At 65.0% G+C, this 16,554-nt stretch carries 23 protein-coding genes and 1 pseudogene; 12 read left to right on the plus strand and 12 right to left on the minus strand.

From position 1 onward, the window contains the following. The first annotated feature begins 6 nt into the window (after positions 1-6). Entirely contained in the window at positions 7-807 is an 801-nt protein-coding gene (locus GGC64_RS10300) for a GAF and ANTAR domain-containing protein (protein WP_192722254.1), read from the plus strand. Here GGC64_RS10300 and GGC64_RS10305 read toward each other — a convergent pair. Genes GGC64_RS10305 through GGC64_RS10315 form a run of 3 tightly spaced genes read right to left on the minus strand, consistent with a single transcriptional unit; the run spans position 804 to position 3,452 of the window. Then, positions 804-1,562: a GAF and ANTAR domain-containing protein gene (locus GGC64_RS10305; RefSeq protein WP_192722255.1), complete on the minus strand. Its 759-nt coding sequence runs from the start codon at positions 1,560-1,562 to the stop codon at positions 804-806. The genes GGC64_RS10300 and GGC64_RS10305 overlap by 4 nt on opposite strands. 49 nt (positions 1,563-1,611) lie before the next feature. Beyond that, positions 1,612-2,322: a GAF and ANTAR domain-containing protein gene (locus tag GGC64_RS10310; protein WP_192722256.1), complete on the minus strand. Its 711-nt coding sequence runs from the start codon at positions 2,320-2,322 to the stop codon at positions 1,612-1,614. 5 nt (positions 2,323-2,327) lie between these two features. Continuing rightward, positions 2,328-3,452: a glycosyltransferase gene (locus tag GGC64_RS10315; RefSeq protein ID WP_192722496.1), complete on the minus strand. Its 1,125-nt coding sequence runs from the start codon at positions 3,450-3,452 to the stop codon at positions 2,328-2,330. Between GGC64_RS10315 and GGC64_RS10320 the strand changes: the two genes are divergently transcribed. Then, positions 3,382-3,543 (plus strand): hypothetical protein, encoded by a 162-nt coding sequence (locus GGC64_RS10320; RefSeq protein WP_192722500.1) that lies wholly within the window; start codon positions 3,382-3,384, stop codon positions 3,541-3,543. The genes GGC64_RS10315 and GGC64_RS10320 overlap by 71 nt on opposite strands. Positions 3,544-3,684: 141 nt before the next feature. Next, on the plus strand, positions 3,685-3,825 hold the full coding sequence (locus GGC64_RS10325; RefSeq protein WP_192722257.1) for a hypothetical protein: 141 nt from the start codon (positions 3,685-3,687) through the stop codon (positions 3,823-3,825). Between the two features lie 69 nt (positions 3,826-3,894). On the opposite strand, the gene GGC64_RS10330 is transcribed toward GGC64_RS10325, so the two are convergent. Beyond that, positions 3,895-4,098, minus strand: coding sequence for a cold-shock protein (locus tag GGC64_RS10330; protein ID WP_192722258.1), 204 nt, complete (start codon positions 4,096-4,098; stop codon positions 3,895-3,897). 240 nt (positions 4,099-4,338) lie between these two features. On the opposite strand from GGC64_RS10330, the gene GGC64_RS10335 reads away from it, so the two are divergent. Both GGC64_RS10335 and GGC64_RS10340 read left to right on the plus strand, forming a co-directional pair. Further along, positions 4,339-4,494 carry a hypothetical protein gene (locus GGC64_RS10335; protein WP_192722259.1) on the plus strand — a complete coding sequence of 52 codons (156 nt, stop codon included), beginning with the start codon at positions 4,339-4,341 and terminating at the stop codon, positions 4,492-4,494. Next, a complete protein-coding gene (locus GGC64_RS10340; protein WP_192722260.1) occupies positions 4,491-5,006 on the plus strand; it encodes a DUF5994 family protein in 516 nt (171 codons plus the stop codon). Before GGC64_RS10335 ends, GGC64_RS10340 begins: the two co-directional genes overlap by 4 nt. On the opposite strand, the pseudogene GGC64_RS10345 reads toward GGC64_RS10340, so the two are convergent. Both GGC64_RS10345 and GGC64_RS10350 read right to left on the minus strand, forming a co-directional pair. Then, positions 4,894-6,301, minus strand: a pseudogene (locus tag GGC64_RS10345) (DEAD/DEAH box helicase); the annotation flags it as partial. The gene GGC64_RS10340 and the pseudogene GGC64_RS10345 overlap by 113 nt on opposite strands. 231 nt (positions 6,302-6,532) lie before the next feature. Then, a complete protein-coding gene (locus GGC64_RS10350; protein WP_192722262.1) occupies positions 6,533-7,336 on the minus strand; it encodes a transglutaminase family protein in 804 nt (267 codons plus the stop codon). Positions 7,337-7,621: 285 nt separating this feature from the next. Here GGC64_RS10350 and GGC64_RS10355 point away from each other — a divergent pair, with 285 nt between their 5' ends. Genes GGC64_RS10355 through GGC64_RS10365 form a run of 3 tightly spaced genes read left to right on the plus strand, consistent with a single transcriptional unit; the run spans position 7,622 to position 8,909 of the window. Then, positions 7,622-8,047, plus strand: a complete 426-nt coding sequence (locus GGC64_RS10355; RefSeq protein WP_192722263.1) for a hypothetical protein — start codon at positions 7,622-7,624, stop codon at positions 8,045-8,047. Next, on the plus strand, positions 8,047-8,352 hold the full coding sequence (locus tag GGC64_RS10360; protein ID WP_192722264.1) for a colicin immunity domain-containing protein: 306 nt from the start codon (positions 8,047-8,049) through the stop codon (positions 8,350-8,352). The genes GGC64_RS10355 and GGC64_RS10360 overlap by 1 nt, the downstream gene beginning before the upstream one ends. A 56-nt stretch (positions 8,353-8,408) precedes the next feature. Then, positions 8,409-8,909, plus strand: coding sequence for a barstar family protein (locus tag GGC64_RS10365; RefSeq protein ID WP_192722265.1), 501 nt, complete (start codon positions 8,409-8,411; stop codon positions 8,907-8,909). Positions 8,910-9,083: 174 nt separating this feature from the next. Here GGC64_RS10365 and GGC64_RS10370 read toward each other — a convergent pair whose 3' ends face one another. From GGC64_RS10370 to GGC64_RS10395, 6 genes are read right to left on the minus strand one after another with little or no spacing between them, the layout of a single operon-like run. Then, positions 9,084-9,881, minus strand: coding sequence for a CbtA family protein (locus GGC64_RS10370; RefSeq protein WP_192722266.1), 798 nt, complete (start codon positions 9,879-9,881; stop codon positions 9,084-9,086). Then, positions 9,872-10,096 (minus strand): CbtB-domain containing protein, encoded by a 225-nt coding sequence (locus tag GGC64_RS10375; RefSeq protein WP_192722267.1) that lies wholly within the window; start codon positions 10,094-10,096, stop codon positions 9,872-9,874. Before GGC64_RS10375 ends, GGC64_RS10370 begins: the two co-directional genes overlap by 10 nt. Positions 10,097-10,105: 9 nt before the next feature. Then, entirely contained in the window at positions 10,106-10,423 is a 318-nt protein-coding gene (locus GGC64_RS10380) for a nitrile hydratase accessory protein (RefSeq protein ID WP_192722268.1), read from the minus strand. After that, positions 10,420-11,040: a nitrile hydratase subunit alpha gene (nthA, locus tag GGC64_RS10385; protein WP_192722269.1), complete on the minus strand. Its 621-nt coding sequence runs from the start codon at positions 11,038-11,040 to the stop codon at positions 10,420-10,422. The genes GGC64_RS10380 and nthA overlap by 4 nt, the downstream gene beginning before the upstream one ends. Then, a complete protein-coding gene (nthB, locus tag GGC64_RS10390; RefSeq protein ID WP_192722270.1) occupies positions 11,037-11,774 on the minus strand; it encodes a nitrile hydratase subunit beta in 738 nt (245 codons plus the stop codon). The genes nthA and nthB overlap by 4 nt, the downstream gene beginning before the upstream one ends. Next, positions 11,774-12,316: a DUF1097 domain-containing protein gene (locus GGC64_RS10395; protein WP_192722271.1), complete on the minus strand. Its 543-nt coding sequence runs from the start codon at positions 12,314-12,316 to the stop codon at positions 11,774-11,776. Before GGC64_RS10395 ends, nthB begins: the two co-directional genes overlap by 1 nt. A gap of 153 nt (positions 12,317-12,469) precedes the next feature. Here GGC64_RS10395 and GGC64_RS10400 point away from each other — a divergent pair, with 153 nt between their 5' ends. The 4 genes from GGC64_RS10400 (at position 12,470) to GGC64_RS10415 (ending at position 16,552) form a co-directional block, all read left to right on the plus strand. After that, entirely contained in the window at positions 12,470-13,540 is a 1,071-nt protein-coding gene (locus GGC64_RS10400) for a GlxA family transcriptional regulator (protein ID WP_192722272.1), read from the plus strand. 141 nt (positions 13,541-13,681) lie between these two features. Further along, positions 13,682-14,545 (plus strand): DUF732 domain-containing protein, encoded by an 864-nt coding sequence (locus tag GGC64_RS10405; RefSeq protein ID WP_192722273.1) that lies wholly within the window; start codon positions 13,682-13,684, stop codon positions 14,543-14,545. Between the two features lie 163 nt (positions 14,546-14,708). Continuing rightward, positions 14,709-15,677: a ferritin-like domain-containing protein gene (locus GGC64_RS10410; protein WP_192722274.1), complete on the plus strand. Its 969-nt coding sequence runs from the start codon at positions 14,709-14,711 to the stop codon at positions 15,675-15,677. A gap of 92 nt (positions 15,678-15,769) precedes the next feature. Beyond that, positions 15,770-16,552, plus strand: a complete 783-nt coding sequence (locus GGC64_RS10415; protein WP_225951241.1) for a hypothetical protein — start codon at positions 15,770-15,772, stop codon at positions 16,550-16,552. Positions 16,553-16,554: the final 2 nt, after the last annotated feature.

Here is a 16,554-nt window from a genome sequence, read left to right on the forward strand (position 1 = left end):
CGCAGGATGGCTGATTACGACGCGCAGCCCGGTCGGGTATCGGCACCGGAGCCGGATCTGTCTGCCGCCCAACGCGAAGCCGACGAGGACGACCTGCATGCCGCGCTCACCGGTGTGGCCGGCATCGTCGCAGGCGCCCGCAGCCTGATCGCGGTGCTCGGTGATGTGGCGGAGTTCGCGCAGCAGGCGATTCCCGGCGTCAACGGTGCCGGCGTCACACTCGTCGACACCGGGGCCGATTCGATCGAAACATGGGCAGTCACTGGGGAGTTCGTCGAAGACATCGACAAGGCGCAATATCTCGACGTCCAGGAGGGTCCTTGTCTGACATGCATGTCTTCGCGGCGGGCCACCGTGAGCGGGTCGCTGGGAAGTGACAGCCGCTGGCCTCATCTTGGTGGCCGAGTGGCCAGGATGGGCGTGCATTCCGCACTGGCACTGCCACTCATCGTGGACTACGAGGTGATCGGCGCCATCAATGCCTACGCCTACCGCCGCGACGCGTTCGGAGAGCACGCGGTGCAGTTGGGCACTCAGTTCGCCGGACCGGCTGCGGTATCGGTGTACAACGCGCAGCTGCTCGACAGTGCCCGGGAGCGCACCAATCAGCTGCAGCGTGCGCTGGACAACCGCGCCGTGATCGATCAGGCGATCGGGATAATTCGGAGCCGGTCGGGCGCCGGCGCGGAAGAGGCGTTCAGCCGATTGATGCGGCTGAGTCAGGCGCAGAACATCAAGCTGCACCTCGTGGCCCAGCGGCTGGTTGACGAGGCGGTGCGGCGCGCGCAAGCCCGCCGACGCCCTTAAGCCCTTGGGGACGTTGCGAATTCAGCGATCGCCGCGACCAGCACCGGCCGCGCATGGCGGTCGGTCATCAATCGGCGGGCCACAACCGTGAGGTGTTCATTGTTGGCCCTGGCGTAGGCCCGCAGCACCGCGAACGCGTCCTCCACCGACACATCGAGGGCTTCGCGCAGGAATCCCTTGGCCTGCTCGATCAGCACCCGGCCGGCCAGCGCGGCGCGTAACTGCGGGATGACCGTCGACGGGGTCGGTGCGTGCTCGCGCAGCAGCGCGACACTCGCTACGTGGGCGAGGGTCTGCGCTACGAGGCGGTCGGCGTCGTCGAGTTCGCCGGGGCCGCTGCCGAACAGTCCGAGCGCACCGAGGACGAGGCCCGCCGCGCGCATCGGCACAGCGTGTACGGACGCGAACCCTGCCTGCAGCGCTGCCGGTACGAACCGGGGCCAGCGCTCCTCGGCCGCCGTCAGGTCCGCGACCGAGACCGGCTTTCCGGTGGAATAGCAATCGATGCACGGGCCCTCGTCGGCCTGCAACTGGAACAGTTCCAATTCACGAGCCCGTTCGGTGGTAGCGGCCAGCAGATGCAGCTGGTCGAGCGGGTCGGCGAGCAGGAAGCCGGCGGCGGCGACGTCGAGCAGCTCCACGCAGCGCTCGCTGAATTCGGTGAGAAGCTCGACGGTGTCGAAGTCCTCGAGCACGGTTTCGACGAGGGAGACCACCGCGTCGAGTGCGCTGGTTTCGCGGGCGGGTTCAGTCACGATGCCCTCCAATGTCGTCGTGCAGCGGTGGCGGTTTGCGGACCTGCATTCAATCCTCCTCCCCGAGCCTCAACCGACGGTCGAGGATGTCGCGGGCCACATCAGTGGCGCTGCGGCCGGTCGCATAGGCGTGGGCACGCAGCCGCACCAGGGCCTCGGCGGGTTCGACCCCGAGCTGAGCAACCAGCATGCCGGTGGCCTGGCTGACCTCGGCGCGCGAAAGGGTGTGGAGGTCGGCCCAGGCATTGCTGTCGGGGTCGTCGAACGCGGCCTGCATGTCGGTGTCGAGAAGATCGAGTAGTGGGATGCTGGCCAGCTCGGCGGCGGCGATGGCTCCGGCGAAGTGGTGGTCCTCCAGACGCTTGGGCTCGGTGCGAAACAGGTCGAGTGCGCCGATGTATTCGCCTGCGACCAGGACGGGCATCGCATAGACGCCGTGCACCTTGAGGTCCAGCATGGCAGGGCCGTACACCGGCCAGCGCTCTTCGTCGGGGTCGGCGAGGTCGACGACGGCGACCGGTGAGCGGCGGGCGACGGAGTCCAAGCAGGGGCCCTCGCCGAGGATGAACTGGAGTTCGTCGTACATTCGCGCGGGTTCGCCGCTGGAGCCCAGCGTGCCGCTGTTGGCCCCGTCGAACACCAGCGAGATCGCCGCGGCGTCAACATCGAAGAGGGTCACACACGCCTCACAGAGCCGATCAGCGGCGTCTACCCCACGCGTGCCGTCGACCGCGGCGAGGAGCTCGTCGTGGATGGCCATCTAATTCATGCTCGCGAGCGCCATTCGGCCAGAAGGCTGTGGGCCAGTCGGACGTAGGCGGCGGCCACCACCGGCCATGTCAACTCCGCTGCGCGGTTGCGCGCCTCGGCGGCCATGGTGCCGGCAAGGCGGGGCTGCCGGATGACCGTACGCAGCGCCGCCGCCAGCGCCTCGGAGTCGTCGGGGTCAACGATGATGCCGGCCCCACTGTTGAGAAGCTCGACGGCATGCGGAAATTCGGATGCGACAACAGGTCTGCCGTTCGCGATCGCATCGACGAGCACGCCGCAACTCACATGCTCGTCGGAGTCGAAGGGCAGCGCGATGACAGCTGCCTGCTGAATCAACGCCGTCAGCATCGGCCCCGAGTAGTAACCGGGGTCGAATTTCACCGAATCCGCCACGTCGAGGCGCCGGGCTTGTTCGATTCGTGCGCTCCGATACGCCTCGCCCTCGGCGGCCATGACTCGCGGATGGGTGGGACCGGCGACCACGTATCGGGGCCGCCCCGGCAAATCCTTCAACAGGGGCATCGCGTCGATGACTTTTTCGATGCCTTTTCCCGGGCCCATCAGCGCGCACGTCAAGATGATCGGCCTGCTGGGCACCTTCACCCGAGGCGCCTCGGGGACGGTCGCACCCAGCGGAATCATCGCGACTCTCCGGCGGTCGACCTGATAGGTCAGACACAGGTGCCGGCATGCCGCCTCGGACGTGACCACCAGGTGGCTCGCGGTGGCCGCGATCGCTTCGAAGACCGAGCGCTGTTGTGCAGTTGGCTTTTTGGGAACAGCGTGGGCGATGACGATCGACGGAACACGCAGCCCACGAAGAACGTCTATCACGCTTTCGCCGTCGATGCAGTCGACGGCGTTCCCGTATTGGATGACCGCGACGTCAGCCTGGTCTAGCTGGCTGCGGCACGAACCGATCTCTTGCTGCCCTGACGAAAGTTCACCGTCGGGCACCCAAATGACGTCTGTGTCCGATCCGTGAGCACGCAACGCAGCGGACAATCCGGCGCTGAATTTCGCAGCCCCGCAGGGGGGTGACGTTTGGGTGCTGAGAATCGCGAACCGTGCGGTGCGGGAAAGTCGTTGCGGTGCAGCAGGACTCGCCGATTCGACGATGGTTGGAGCGTTCAACGTGATCCCGACATTCCGGTACCTGCGTGTCCGGCATGAGCGGTTGCTCGGCGCGATCAGCGGTCAGGACGGCTGACACAGCCCGGAGTGGCTGGGTTTCCAACGGGTTTTACGGTACACCCGAGGCCCGCCGCGGTGAGACAGGAATCGCATGTTTTGTGGCGTATGGTCGAAAGAATCGGGACCAACCAGGCCCCCATAAAACAAGGGGCCAGCAGTGTCTGACAAGTCTCCGCGGCAAGCGATGTCCAAGAAGTCCGGAAAGTCTTTGAAGGAGAAACGGGCGGACAAGAACGCGAAGTCCGCAGCCAAACTCGCGGCGACGGAGTCGATCACGGATCTGAACAAGCGGCGCTGAGTCTGGCCACCGAAATGAGATGTGGGCTGGCGGGAGTAATCCCACCAGCCCACAGTTAGACCGGACTCGTTAGAGCGCCGTCACTCCGACCGCCTGAGGGCCTTTGTTGCCCTGTTCGATGTCGAACTGCACGCGCTGGTTCTCCTCGAGCGACCTGAATCCGCCGCCCTGGATTGCCGAGTAATGAACGAACACGTCTTCGGTGCCGCCGTCTGGGGTGATGAAGCCGAAGCCCTTGTCACCGTTGAACCACTTCACAGTTCCCTGTGCCATACTTTTCAACTACTTTCATTCTTGAACGGATGCACCTGAGCATCCTCGACAACGCTAACACGGACGGCCCCTTTCGCCCACTTCAGGCGTTGTTTATGGCCGGTTTTCGACGTTTGGACGCAACGGGTTTCGCGCCCCGCAGATAGCACTTTGCAGCGTTTGCTCGCCGGGTCGCGTCACATGTCGCCGGGTGTATCGTCAATGATGAACCGTTTCGTTTGTCAACGTGATCCTGCCCCCGTGGGGCCGAACCAGATCGACGTGCGATCCGATTTGCATGCCGGTCGCGTCGCTGTATTCGTCTCGATCGGCTTCGAAGCGAAGGACAAGTCCGTGGATCACGCGTTGAATTTCAAAACCGCTGCGAAACAACTGATTTCGGTTATTCGTCCATGAGCCGCCCAGATCCCAGACGGTTGGCCAAACCCACCCGGGTCACGTTGGCGACCGTGCTGATCGACAACGAGGTCAACGGGGCATGGTGGCCGCACAGTCCATCGGTGGCACGCGAGCTACCCGGACTGATGGACGCGGTTCGCGATCGACTGGGCGATGTCGTCGACATCGGCGTCAATTGGTCGGCGATCGACGGGGTGCTCGACCTCGACTCCTTGACTCGTCGGGGGGCTGATGTGCTACCCGGCTGGAAGACTCGCCGTCAACGCGTCATGACGGTTACCGGCAGCCTGGCCCGAGCGAACCTGCTGGTGGTGCCCTGTGCGACCAGCACGGCGCTGGCCGTGATGGTGCTGCGCCGGGCCGCCTGCCTACCGGTGTTCGCGAGCCACATGGAGTCCGCCGCTTACCGCGCGGCCGACGAGATCGTTCGTGCGGCGCAGGCGGAATGCGGGCGGTCGAAATCCGGCGCCGACCAGGCGACGCCGGTTCAGCCGGTGAGCAGCCTCTGAGCCGCGTGCGATCAGGCCGCTCGCCTGGTGCTGCGGCGACGCCTGGGGCGCCCACCGGCAGGCGCACGTCGCTGCGATCCTTGCGCGTGCGGTGCGGCGTTGGCGGGCTGCAGGGCCTTCGGAGCCTGATATGGGGCGATTTCCCCGACGAGCGCCTTGACGGGTTCCGAGTGCGCTGAAACCTCTTGCGGGCGAACGCTGATGCCCGCTTTGCGCATGACGTGCTGCAGCTCGCGGCGTTGCTCGGGCAGCACCACGGTGACGACGTCACCAGCGTTGCCTGCGCGGGCGGTGCGGCCGGAGCGGTGCAGATAAGCCTTGTGCTCCACCGGAGGGTCAACGTGCACAACCAGTTCGACGGCGTCGACGTGCACACCACGCGCGGCGATGTCGGTGGCGACCAATACGCGGGCGGTGCCTGCGCTGAACGCCGCGAGGTTACGGTCCCGGGCGGGTTGAGAGAGGTTGCCGTGCAAGTCAACTGAGGGCACACCGGATTCGGTGAGCTGACGGGCGAGCTTGCGCGCCTGATGTTTGGTGCGCATGAACAGAATCCGGCGCCCGGTGCCAGAGGCAAGGTGGCGAACCAGTTCCGTCTTGGCCTTGGTGTCGGCGACGTGAAAGACGTGGTGGGCCATCTCCTGGACGGGCGAGTGCGCCTCGTCGACGGAGTGGGTGACCGGGTTGCGCAAGAAGCGCTTCACCAGCTTGTCCACGCCGTTGTCCAGGGTCGCGGAGAACAGCAGTCGCTGTCCGCTTGCGGGGGTGGCGGCCAGGATACGGGTGACTCCGGGAAGAAAGCCGAGGTCAGCCATGTGATCGGCCTCGTCGACGACGGTGACCTCGACCGCGTCGAGGGAGATGACGCGCTGCTTCATCAAGTCTTCCAGCCGGCCCGGGCAGGCCACGACGACGTCGACGCCGGCGCGCAGCGCACTGACCTGGCGGCTCTGCGGCACGCCACCGAAGATCGTGGTGACCTTCAGGCCGTGCGCGGCGGCGAGGGGGGTGAGAGCCGCAGCGATCTGAGTCGCGAGCTCACGGGTGGGTGCCAGGACGAGTCCGGTGGGGCGCTTCCGTTGTGGCAACGCCGCGATCCGGGTGATCAACGGCAGCGAGAAGGCAAGTGTCTTACCGCTTCCGGTTTTGCCGCGTCCCAACACATCTCGGCCTGCGAGGGTGTCGGGAAGGGTCTTCTCCTGGATCGGGAAGGGGTTGAGGATGCCGCGCGCGGTGAGTGCATCGATGAGCGGCTGGCCAACGCCGAGGTCGGCGAAGGTCTGTTGGGTTGTCACGTTGAGAGATGTCTTTCGGTGGTTGCGCCGCGCGCGGCGAGGCTCGACGCGAACGAGTGCAAGGTGGCGAGATTGCCGGTGGGCAATATCGATCGCCGCGAGAAAACCAAGTGCGTGAGCACGGGTGAGAAGTGATCCACGACGTACCGGCGTCGAAATCCCGACGCCTGCGTTACGCCCAGCGTACAGGGTCGATGGTTTCGTAGGAAATCACTACAGCCTGGCCGGCTGCTAGCCGATCGACACCAGTTGGTCGATCGAGTCGTTCGGTAGGTCACCGTCGACGATCGCCATCACCTCCATTTTGGTGAGTTCGATTGCGCCCTTGTGGTTGTCGAGGAACGCGATGTCCGCGGCGTCACGCCCAGTGGCGATGCGCACCAACGACTGACGAGGAGCCAGCAAGGTCCCGTCGACCACCCGCCATTGCCCGTCCACGAATGCCTCGGCCACCGCATGGAAATCCATCGGTGACAGTCCCGGCGCGTACACCGAGACGACTCGGGCGGGCATTTTCACGGCCCGCAACAACGCGACAACCAAATGTGCGTAGTCGCGGCAGACTCCGGCGCCGGCAAGCAGGGTGTCGACCGCGCCGTCGATCGGGTCGCTGGATCCGGGTACGTAGTTGAGTCGGGTGCCGACCCACGAGGACACCTTTTCCAGCAATGTCGTCGAGTCGGCGTAGTTGCCGAATTCTGTTGCGGCGAAACCGAAGAACTTGTCGGCCTCCGCGTAGCGGCTGGGGCGCAGATACATCGACAGGTCGTACGCGGTGACGGGCGCCGGTTCGGCTCGGCCGACGATCGCTGCGGCGTAGTGGACGCTCAGGCTGCCGACTGGCACTTCGAGTTTGTGGATGCGGTTGCCGTGTACACCGCTTACCTCCAGCGGCTCCACGTTCGAGCCGTTCAAGTTGAACGACAGGGTCTCCGAAACCGAGGCGTTGGGATGCGGTGCGACCGCAATCTGGAACTCCAATGTCGTCGGCGATGTGATTTCGATCTCTAGTTCAGCCGCGACCTCTCGTCTCACTTCAGTCCCTCTCGTCCATCGCACCGTGACTCGGCACCAAGTCATTGACGTACCGTCGATGGACGCCGCGCTTTGCAACGTCGAGATCAGTCGCTTCACCCATCGTATCCGCCGCCAGGGCGAATGGGGCGACTGCACGAAGCCGTCACCGCGCCCGGCCACGCCCGGTGATCAGCCCGATCTCACATCGGATGCCTGGGCGCGAGCATTGGTGCGCTGAGACACCCGCCGAGAGCGATATCGTGATTCCTCGGTGCTGAGTCGATTTCGGAGGAGTCCGACGATATGACGGGGCCGGTTCTCGAGGTCGACATCGATGCGCTGAATGCCGACGGTGGGCGGCTACAGTCGCTGGGGCATCCGTTCAAGCCGTCGAACTGCGCGCCACCAGGTTCTGACTCCACATCGCTTGGCGCAGCGAGGACGCTGAACGCGCATGAGACCGCGCTGATTGAACTACTGGAAAACGCGGCTCGGGTCCGAGAGTATGGCGGCGCTGTTATCAAGTCAGCAGCTGTGGTGTTCGAACTGGCAGATCGACCGGGAGCCGCCGCCATCCACCGTGTCGATAACTCTGACGCGCCGCCGGTCACATCGTCGTCGGGTCCACTGCAGATGCCGGTGCTGCAGCCGATGCCGCATCAGCGGCCGATTGCGATCATTCCCGAGCCGCCGGCACCGCCGAACCAAGGGAAGCTCGGAGGTGGATGATGCCCGCAGATGAAGCCAGCGTGTCCCGAATGCTCGAGAATTATCGGGAATTGATCCGCCGCTTTGTAATTGGGGATATCTCGGCCGTCAGGTTTGAGACGGACTACCTAGCTCGGTTCAAAGATGACCCGAACCAAGTGATCGGCGAGCAGTTCGACATCCTGGACGAACTCTTTGCCGACGTCGACGACTACGTCAGCGATCCCGCCCTCAGAGAGCGCACGGGTGGCATCAGCGGCGAAGAGCTGAGGGCTCGGGCGCGCGACGCCTATGCTCGCCTCTACGAAGGTCGCGAATGCCCTTAGCGACGTCTTGTTGTCCATACCAGGAACAGCAGTGATCAGAGGCGGGGAGGCGTCGGATGGCTGAGGAGTTGTTTGATCCTGACGGCCCAGCTCTCTCGGTCATGGGCGCCACCCCATCGACGGTGGCAGACCACCTCATGGCATGGACACCTGCACACCCAGAGTGGACCATTCTTCGTGTACGAGGCACCAAATCCTTTGACGAAGCACGCTTTTTCGACGAAGTGGCTGCTGCGTTGCAGTTTCCCTATTACTTCGGCGAGAACTGGAATGCATTGTGGGACTGCATAACCGGCCTCAACTGGCTACCAGGGCTGAGCTACTTGATCATCTTTGATTCGGCGGAGCATCTCCTCTCGGAGTCCGACCGTGGGTTTCAATCCTTGCTTATAGTCCTTACAGATGCGCATGAGAGATGGCATCAAGAGACCGCAGACTTCGGCGCCCGTGGCCGCCGGCCAATCGCGTTTCAATCAATACTGGCGTGCGACCCTGACGCTGTTGACGCGTTGGTAGCGAGGATAAGCGCCGCAGGCGCCACCTTCACTCCTCTCTGATGCTCTCGCCTGCGGAGTCGCGGATATTGATGAGGTGGACGCCCCGGCCGACGAGGACTCGCGGCCATATCGCTCCCGGGTCGCAGCAGCCCCGATTCGAGCTGTCCGCAGAACCACTGCCGTACTGGCGGCGTCATCAAATGTTGACACGCTGCGGTGCTGTCCTGGTTACCTCTACTGCTTGCGCATACCGACAAGGTCCTTGGCCGACATCCGCGGCACAGCTGCGAGGCAAGCCCAAGTCACGCCGATCACCATCCACAGCAAGGCCTGGTTCACAAACGAATACAGCCGGAACTCGGCCAGCACCTCGGCCGGAAAGCCGGCCAACACCAGGCCGTCAGGTCCGCTCAGCGGGCCGGGGACTTCGTGGAAGCTGGGCAGCAGCGCCATCGCGCACAGCATCACCGCCACGTAGCCGCCGGCCGCAACACCAGTGGCCCGCCAGACACCCCACCGACGCGACCAAGCCAGCCCAGCAGCCACCGCGACGCATGCACCCACGACGGAGACCACCGTCATCGCCAGGAACGACGAACTACGCGCTCCGATCGTGTCTTCCAGCCCCACCGTCGGCGGATTCGCCGGATACTTCAGGCTCGGCACTAACACAATCACCACAAACATGCCCGCGGATAGCGCCAACGCCAGACCGGTCGAATCCGGCGTGATGCCCCGTCGTTCCAACACGGTTCGAATCGCGTTGTAGGCCACCGCGAACAGCACACCCATGACGACGCCGAAGACCACGACACCGACCGCAGCGCCGACGTTCTCTTGCACCGCACGGGTGAACACCTCATGACCGTGGTCATGATCGCCCCCGGCAAGTTGTGACTCGGCGTGCTCGCGAGCACCCTCGTAGTCCACCGCGGCGCCGATCAGCGGTTCGATCATCACGCGGCTGAACGCGTATGACACCATGCCGGCCACCGCGCCGGGCACCAGAAAGCGAACAGCGTTTAGTGACATGGGAATCCGAGCAGGTGCCGCGCATCATGCAGGAACTCGTGGATGTGGGTGTCCGAGCCGAACACCGACACCGCACCTTGGTCGTATCCCACGAAGTAGTACGCGATCAGCGCGAGCATAGTGATGACGGTCAATCGAGCCGGGGTGGCGAGCACTGCAGCCGCCGCCCGCAGGTTGACCCGGGGGACGGCAAAAGCGGGGTTTGCGTTGTTCATCGGAAATCCTCAGTGGTCGTGGTCGTGTGCGACGGGCAGCGCATGGTCGCTGGCGTCGGTCAGCACCGGCGCGGTCAGCAGTTCGTGGCGGTCGATGAGCTTCTCGAGCGTCGCGACCCAGTGGTCGTAGTACTCCCATTGCCCGCGTTCGGATTCCGGGGTGCTCTCCCACTCCCCGATCGTCGCGATCAGCGTTTCCTGGAATTCACTCCAGGGGTAGTGGCGGAACTCGGACAGTGCGAGCGCCAACCCGAACGCCCTGCGCTGCCATTCGTGATCGAACTGCGGGGCGGCCTGGTCGGTGGTGCAGGTCTCGTGCAGCTTCATGACTGCTGTCCCGCCAGCGCGACGCCGATCATCGATTCGGTCGTCACCAGATCCATCAGCATCTCGTCGGTGAAATCTTCGGTGCCCAAAGGCCTTTCGGGAATCACGAACCAACGCGAGTGTCCGCTGGAGTCCCACACCTTGATCTCGGTGTCGGCGGGCAGGTCCACACCGACTTCGGCGAGCACCTTGCGGGGCTCGCGGGCCGCGCGCGACCGGAACGTCGGGTCCTTGTACCAGTACGGCGGCAGTCCGAGCACTGGCCAGGGGAAGCACGAGCACAGTGTGCAGATCACCAGGTTGTGCACGCCTGCGGTGTTGGCGACCGCCTGCAGGTGCTCGCCTTCGGCGCCGGCCATGCCGTCGGGAAAGTCCATTTCGGCGATCGCTGCGGGCGTGTCGGTGATGATCTTCTCCGCGAATTCCGGGTCGGTCCAGGCCTTTACGACGATCTTCTTGCCGTTGAGCGGTGTCATCTCGGTCTCGAAATATGCGAGCACCTTGTCGACGGTCTGTGGTGTGATGACACCCTTCTCGATCAGCAATGACTCCAACGCGGCTGCCTTCGCCGCGCTGGCTTCCTCGCGGTCTGGCGGGTAAGCGAACTGGCCGGTCATGACTCCTCCTCGATCGGTTCCAAATAGGCCTCGAAAAGCTCGGCGTACAGCATCAGTGGGCCGTCCTCCGCGCGCGGACCCCAGATTTCTGACGGCTCGAATTCGACGATGTAGATCGGCATCGGGTCGCCGATGCCGTCTCCGGTGTGGCAGAAGTAGGCGTAGTCACCCTCGAAGACGCGCTCCACCGTGCCGGTGCGTCCGCGCAGATAGCCCGGCAACCGGCTGTGCGCGTCGGCAGGCACATTGGTGATGCGCACGGTTGACCCGACGGCAAACTTCGGATGAGCGACGTCGCGGCGTGGGCTGTCACCCTCACGCAGATAGGCGATCACCTGGTCGTCGACCGCGGCCTCCCCCGAAACGTCTGGTGCTGACGGGAGTTCGGCGGCGCGTGCGGTGAGTTCCTCTTCGGTCACGTATCCCTTGTCGATGAAGAACTGCGTGATGCCGCCCAGCCACTTCTCGTAGTAGCGGTACTTGAAGTAGTCGAACGGATTCATCGCCTCGGCGCCGGTACGCAGGTCGGCCCATGTCCATTCGTCCTTGAAGGCCGTCGGCACCTCGTCGATCGGATAGGCAGGCAGTGCGGAGCCGAGATGGTTCGACAACCCCATCATCGCGACGTGGATGCCGAAGATGCGTTTCTCCCACTCCTCAACGAAGACACGCTTTTCCATCGTCAGCGGTTCGGGCAGGCCTTCCAGGCCGCCGAGATAGTGCTGCAGTTTCATCAGGCAGGACTTCCTTCCGTTGGCGCGGTCCCGGTTGGCCTAACGCGGTCATCGGCCGTTTTCTTCGTCATCGCGGTGGCCAAATACTCCTGAAGCAGTCCGAAGGACGCCCCGAGCACGCACGCGACGGCGGCGACGAGGCCGGGGTGGGAGATGGTGGTGACGGTGATGTCGTTGCGGGTGCCTGCCACCGTCGACACGGTGGAGGCGAATCCGACGACGACGGCAGGCGTGGTCGACAACAGCGGCACCCACGACGCCTGCACCATCACCGCACTGCCAACGCCCACCGCGATCGCGGTGACCAGCAGGCTGCCGCCCATCAGGTAGGCGGCGTAGAGGCTCGCCGACGCGATGACCACGCCGACGAGGTTCGACGACACGGAGCGAATCCAGCCGGCGGTCCCGCCGCCGACGAAGAAGAACGACGCCCACGCCAAGAACACCACCCAGATGGGCACCGTGATGACTTCTGCGGTCAGTGCGACCGCCAGTCCGCCTAGGACGCCGATGCTCAGCGTCGAGGCTGTCCGAGAATCCATGAAAGGAGCTTCAGCTCAGCAGGTTTCGCCGGTGTTACGCTTGGAATTCTCAGGCCGTCAGGACCGGACACGATTCGCGCAAATCCGGACGTGCCGTCGGCAACGTCGTCGTAACACATGGCCGTTAGCTTGTGTGCACCTTTAGATGGGGGTGTGACGGTGCCCGACGAGAACAGCCCGCAGCGGCCGGGGAAGGCACACAAGACTGTCGTCTTCGCGTTGTACGACAAGGTGACGCTGCAGGACGTGGCCGCGCCGTTGGAAATCTTCGCCCGTGCCAACGACTTTGGCGCGCGGTACGACGTGATCTTGGCATCACTGACAGGTGAAGCCGTCCAGACGACGTCGTACGTCACGCTCAACGTCGACACGTCTCTCGCCGAGGTGCCCGACCGGATCGACACGCTGATCGTGCCGGGCGGTGTGCCCGCCGACTTCAACTTCACGCCCGGTGAGCACGACATCCCAGAGGAGCAGACGCCCGACGTCGTCGAGTCTGCGTTGCAGATGGTGTGCGAACTGGCGCCGCGGGCGCGCAGGGTGGCGTCGGTGTGCACGGGCGCGTTCGTGCTCGCCGCGCTCGGGTTGCTCGACGGGCGCCGCGCGACGACGCATTGGGCGCATTGTCAGGAGTTGGCGCGCGCGTATCCCCTCGTGTCGGTGGACCCTGATTCGCTGTTCGTTCAGGACGGGCGGTTCATCACCGGTGCGGGCATCAGCGCGGGCATCGACCTCGGGCTTGCGCTGGTGGAAAGCGACTACGGCCCGGACGTGGCCAGGCGGGTGGCGCGGTGGATGGTGGTGTTCCTCCAGCGCCCGGGCGGTCAGGCGCAGTTCAGTGTCTGGACCGAGGCGGCGCTGCCGGTTTCGAGGGGACTGCGCGAGATCCTGGACTCCGTTGTCGCCGATCCCAGCGCTGACCATTCCATCGCGACCATGGCCGATCGCGCGGCCGTGAGCGAGCGACATCTCGTGCGCATGTTCCGGGTCCAGGTCGGGATGACGCCGGCACGGTTTGTCGAGCGGGCGCGACTGGAGGCGGCCAAGGTGCTGCTCGCCACCGGAGACAACAGCCAGGAAGCGGTTGCGCGGCGGGCTGGCTTCGGCTCGGCGGACACGATGCGACGCACTTTCCGCCGCGCGCTCGGCGTCTCCCCCAGCATGTATCGGAGTCGCTTCCGGACGACAGGTGTGCGGTCGACCGCACCCGTCGGCTCACGTTGAGTCTCGAAATCTAGGTCCCGAACGGGCCACAATGGCGGTGATGCTCCGCCGCGACACCAAGGCAGATTCGCTCCAGTCGCCCGACTACCGGGCAGAGGCTGGGGTACTGCCGTGACTGCGTGTCCATATTGCGGTACAGCTGTGGACAGCAGCGGAGTCTGTGAAAAGTGCGGCGCCGCAGGCAAAGACGTCACCCTGACCGGATGGCGTCCCGACCCGACAGCACGGCATGAAGGCCGGTACTACATCGCTGGACGTCCCACCAGGCGGGTCCGCAACGGCAGGGCCCAGGCCGACGACCCCGACGGTGGCGCCATGCTGCCCGACTACGTCGATGTGCCCGCGCGCGGCAGGACCAGTATCCGGTCAACCTGGCTGGGCACCGGCGCGGCGGCCGTCGTGATCGTCACGGCGGCCCTGGTGTTTTGGGCGCTGCACGTTCCCGAACGCCGTCATTCGTCGCCGCCGGAGGACGTCTACCTGTCCACGTTGCACGATGCCGGGCTGGCTGGCCAGTTCAACTCCGATGCCAACGCGGTTGCGCACGGCAAGCAGGTCTGCCGACAACTCGACGACGGCGGGCCGCAGCAGGGTCAGGCCGCCGACAAGATCGCCGTCGATATTTTCTGTCCGCGGTTCGCCACCGGCTTCCGTATTCTCGAAAATGCCACTGTGACAGGGGCATTCGTGCTGACAGGTGGTGGACCAGATGCGGTTGTCAGTTCGATCGCAGCAGACAATGGGGCATGCCACGGAGTCAACGGCTACTCCGATATCACCCCCGCCACGCAGGTCGTCGTCCGTAACGGCAAAGGCGAGATCCTGACCTCAACATCACTAGGTGAGGGCAAGGGCGACGAAACGACCTGCACGTTCCTGTTCACCTTCCCCATCACGGAGGGCCAGGACCGATACGTCGTTTCCGTGAGCCACCGCGGGGACTTCATCTACACCTTCGACCAGCTCGCCAGTCACGGGATCCATATCCGCCTCGGCAACCCGTAGTCACCGCCGGCCTAGGTGTGCCGCAGTATTGGCGGCCAACGCATTGCGGGCGTGGTCCATGTCACAGCGCGTTTCGCGTTAGCTCCTACCCGCGTAATGGGTAGCCGCATGGGTGAGTGCGGAAAGCACAAGCAAACACACCACTTGAGGGGGCTTATCCACCATGTCTGCAACAGACACCGACACCAGGCTGCTCGCGCAGCTGCGCACCATGCTTGATCTCACCCACACCGAGATCCAGGTCGCGGAAACACGCGTCGCGCAGGCCCGCACCGAGGCGGTGCGCAACGAGCTGTCACAGAATGCGAACAATGGCCGCATCCGCGCCGAGGCCATTCAGAAGGCGATCAGGGACCTGGGCGGTTTTCCCGACACGATCGGCCCGTTCCTCGGCCGCGCCGCGGCTGCGGTCAAGGCGCTGACCGAGCAGGCGCAGCCGTTCGACGAAGCACTGCTCGGCGACCTCGCGCTGGAAGACCAGCTGCTCGATCGTGCCCGATACATCAAGGCGCTGGCGGTAGCCGGTAAGCACACCGACGTGCAAGAGCTCGCGGACCGGCTGATCACCGCGCATTCGGCCACGGTCAATTGGCTGACGACGGTGCTGGCCGAGGACGCGCTCGGTGGCCCCGCCGCGCTGCGGCGCACACCGCTGCAGGCCACGGCGGGCACCGCGATCAAGCTGTTCAACCTGCCGGCGACGTGGTCGGCGCAGTCGGTCGACCGGGCGGTCGAAGCGCTGCGTTCGACGGGGCCTGCGGTCGAGGAGCTGCGGCGCCGCGCCCAGCGGGCGAGCGAAGTGACGCTCAAGGCACTGGGTGCTTCGCGCGATGCGGCGCTCCAGCGTGCCGAAGAGGTCGTCCGTGGCGAAGGCGCAGGCAAGGCCGCCGACGCGCTGCACTCCGCACGTGCGGCCGGCGGCGTGCTCGACGCCGCGGAGTTGCCGATCGCGGACTACGACGAACTGACGGTCGCCGACGCGATCGCGGAGGTCAAGGAGCTCACCGATCCGAGCGACATCCGCGCGATCGTGGCCTACGAGGAGGCGCACAAGAATCGTGCGCGCGTCGTGTCGGCTGCCCAAACAAGGCTTGCTGATATCGCTCAAGAAGTGGTCGGTATCAGCACCTAACCGCCCGATGCCCGCCTGTGAGCGACTGTCGCTCACAGGCGGGCATTTTCATGCCCATCCAACGGCGTCGCCGCTCCGAATCCCTGTAGATCATGGGTCCGAAGGGAGACGAGTTGGCCAACGCAACGAACATCGAGCCGAGAGCAGTGGTGAGGTGGCGATGGATCGCTGCGGTGCTGGCGCTGAGCCAGTTGGCCGCGCCGTTCGTCGCCGAAGCGATCGCCGGTAATTTCCTCGAGTCGGGCGCCACGAACGAGGCGCTGATCACGCCGGCCGGGTACGCGTTCGGGCTGTGGGGTTTGATCACTGCGCTGAGTGCGGCGACGGCAGTGGCGGTCCTGCGCTATGGCCTGGGCGCGTGGTGGGAGACGAGCCTGCTCATCGACGCCGGCGTGGTGTTCGTCGGATTCAGCGTGTGGCTCGTGGTGGCCGCGCAGGACTGGCTGTGGGTCAGCGTCGTGGTCTTCGCGGTGATGGTGTCGGCGTTGATCCATATCATGCGACTGCTGGTTCGACGGCCGCACGACATGACGTGTCCACGGTGGCTGGTGGTGTTGGCGACGGTGACGTTCGGTCTGTATCTGGGTTGGAGCAGCATCGCGGTGTTCGCGAACGTCGCTGCGGCGCTGATCAATTCGGGCGTATCTGCGTCGGTGCCGTGGTGGCAGTTCGTCGTGTTGGCGGCTGGCTCGGTGTTCGCGGTGGGGATGACGGCGATGTTGCGCGGCTCCGCCGGATACGTGGCCGGTGCGTTATGGGCGCTGGTGGCGATCGCGATCGGCGCCGCAGGGCGCGACAGCACGGCGTTGTCGGTGACGGCAGGCGTCGCCGCGGTGGTCGTGGTGGGTGCGGCGATCGCGGTTCGCCGCCGATGAAT

This window comes from Mycobacterium sp. OAS707 (assembly GCF_014873705.1).
GTDB lineage: Bacteria > Actinomycetota > Actinomycetes > Mycobacteriales > Mycobacteriaceae > Mycobacterium.

Bases quoted from the DNA above. Each gene is read 5' to 3' on its own strand.
- GGC64_RS10410 (WP_192722274.1), top strand. From the start codon at position 14,709: ATGTCTGCAACAGACACCGACACCAGGCTGCTCGCGCAGCTGCGCACC.
- nthB (WP_192722270.1), bottom strand. From the start codon at position 11,774: ATGAAACTGCAGCACTATCTCGGCGGCCTGGAAGGCCTGCCCGAACCG.
- GGC64_RS10365 (WP_192722265.1), top strand. From the start codon at position 8,409: ATGGCTGAGGAGTTGTTTGATCCTGACGGCCCAGCTCTCTCGGTCATG.
- GGC64_RS10300 (WP_192722254.1), top strand. From the start codon at position 7: ATGGCTGATTACGACGCGCAGCCCGGTCGGGTATCGGCACCGGAGCCG.
- GGC64_RS10395 (WP_192722271.1), bottom strand. From the start codon at position 12,316: ATGGATTCTCGGACAGCCTCGACGCTGAGCATCGGCGTCCTAGGCGGA.
- GGC64_RS10370 (WP_192722266.1), bottom strand. From the start codon at position 9,881: ATGTCACTAAACGCTGTTCGCTTTCTGGTGCCCGGCGCGGTGGCCGGC.
- GGC64_RS10380 (WP_192722268.1), bottom strand. From the start codon at position 10,423: ATGAAGCTGCACGAGACCTGCACCACCGACCAGGCCGCCCCGCAGTTC.
- GGC64_RS10330 (WP_192722258.1), bottom strand. From the start codon at position 4,098: ATGGCACAGGGAACTGTGAAGTGGTTCAACGGTGACAAGGGCTTCGGC.
- GGC64_RS10415 (WP_225951241.1), top strand. From the start codon at position 15,770: ATGGGTCCGAAGGGAGACGAGTTGGCCAACGCAACGAACATCGAGCCG.
- GGC64_RS10310 (WP_192722256.1), bottom strand. From the start codon at position 2,322: ATGGCCATCCACGACGAGCTCCTCGCCGCGGTCGACGGCACGCGTGGG.
- GGC64_RS10355 (WP_192722263.1), top strand. From the start codon at position 7,622: ATGACGGGGCCGGTTCTCGAGGTCGACATCGATGCGCTGAATGCCGAC.
- nthA (WP_192722269.1), bottom strand. From the start codon at position 11,040: ATGACCGGCCAGTTCGCTTACCCGCCAGACCGCGAGGAAGCCAGCGCG.
- GGC64_RS10360 (WP_192722264.1), top strand. From the start codon at position 8,047: ATGCCCGCAGATGAAGCCAGCGTGTCCCGAATGCTCGAGAATTATCGG.
- GGC64_RS10340 (WP_192722260.1), top strand. From the start codon at position 4,491: ATGAGCCGCCCAGATCCCAGACGGTTGGCCAAACCCACCCGGGTCACG.
- GGC64_RS10375 (WP_192722267.1), bottom strand. From the start codon at position 10,096: ATGAACAACGCAAACCCCGCTTTTGCCGTCCCCCGGGTCAACCTGCGG.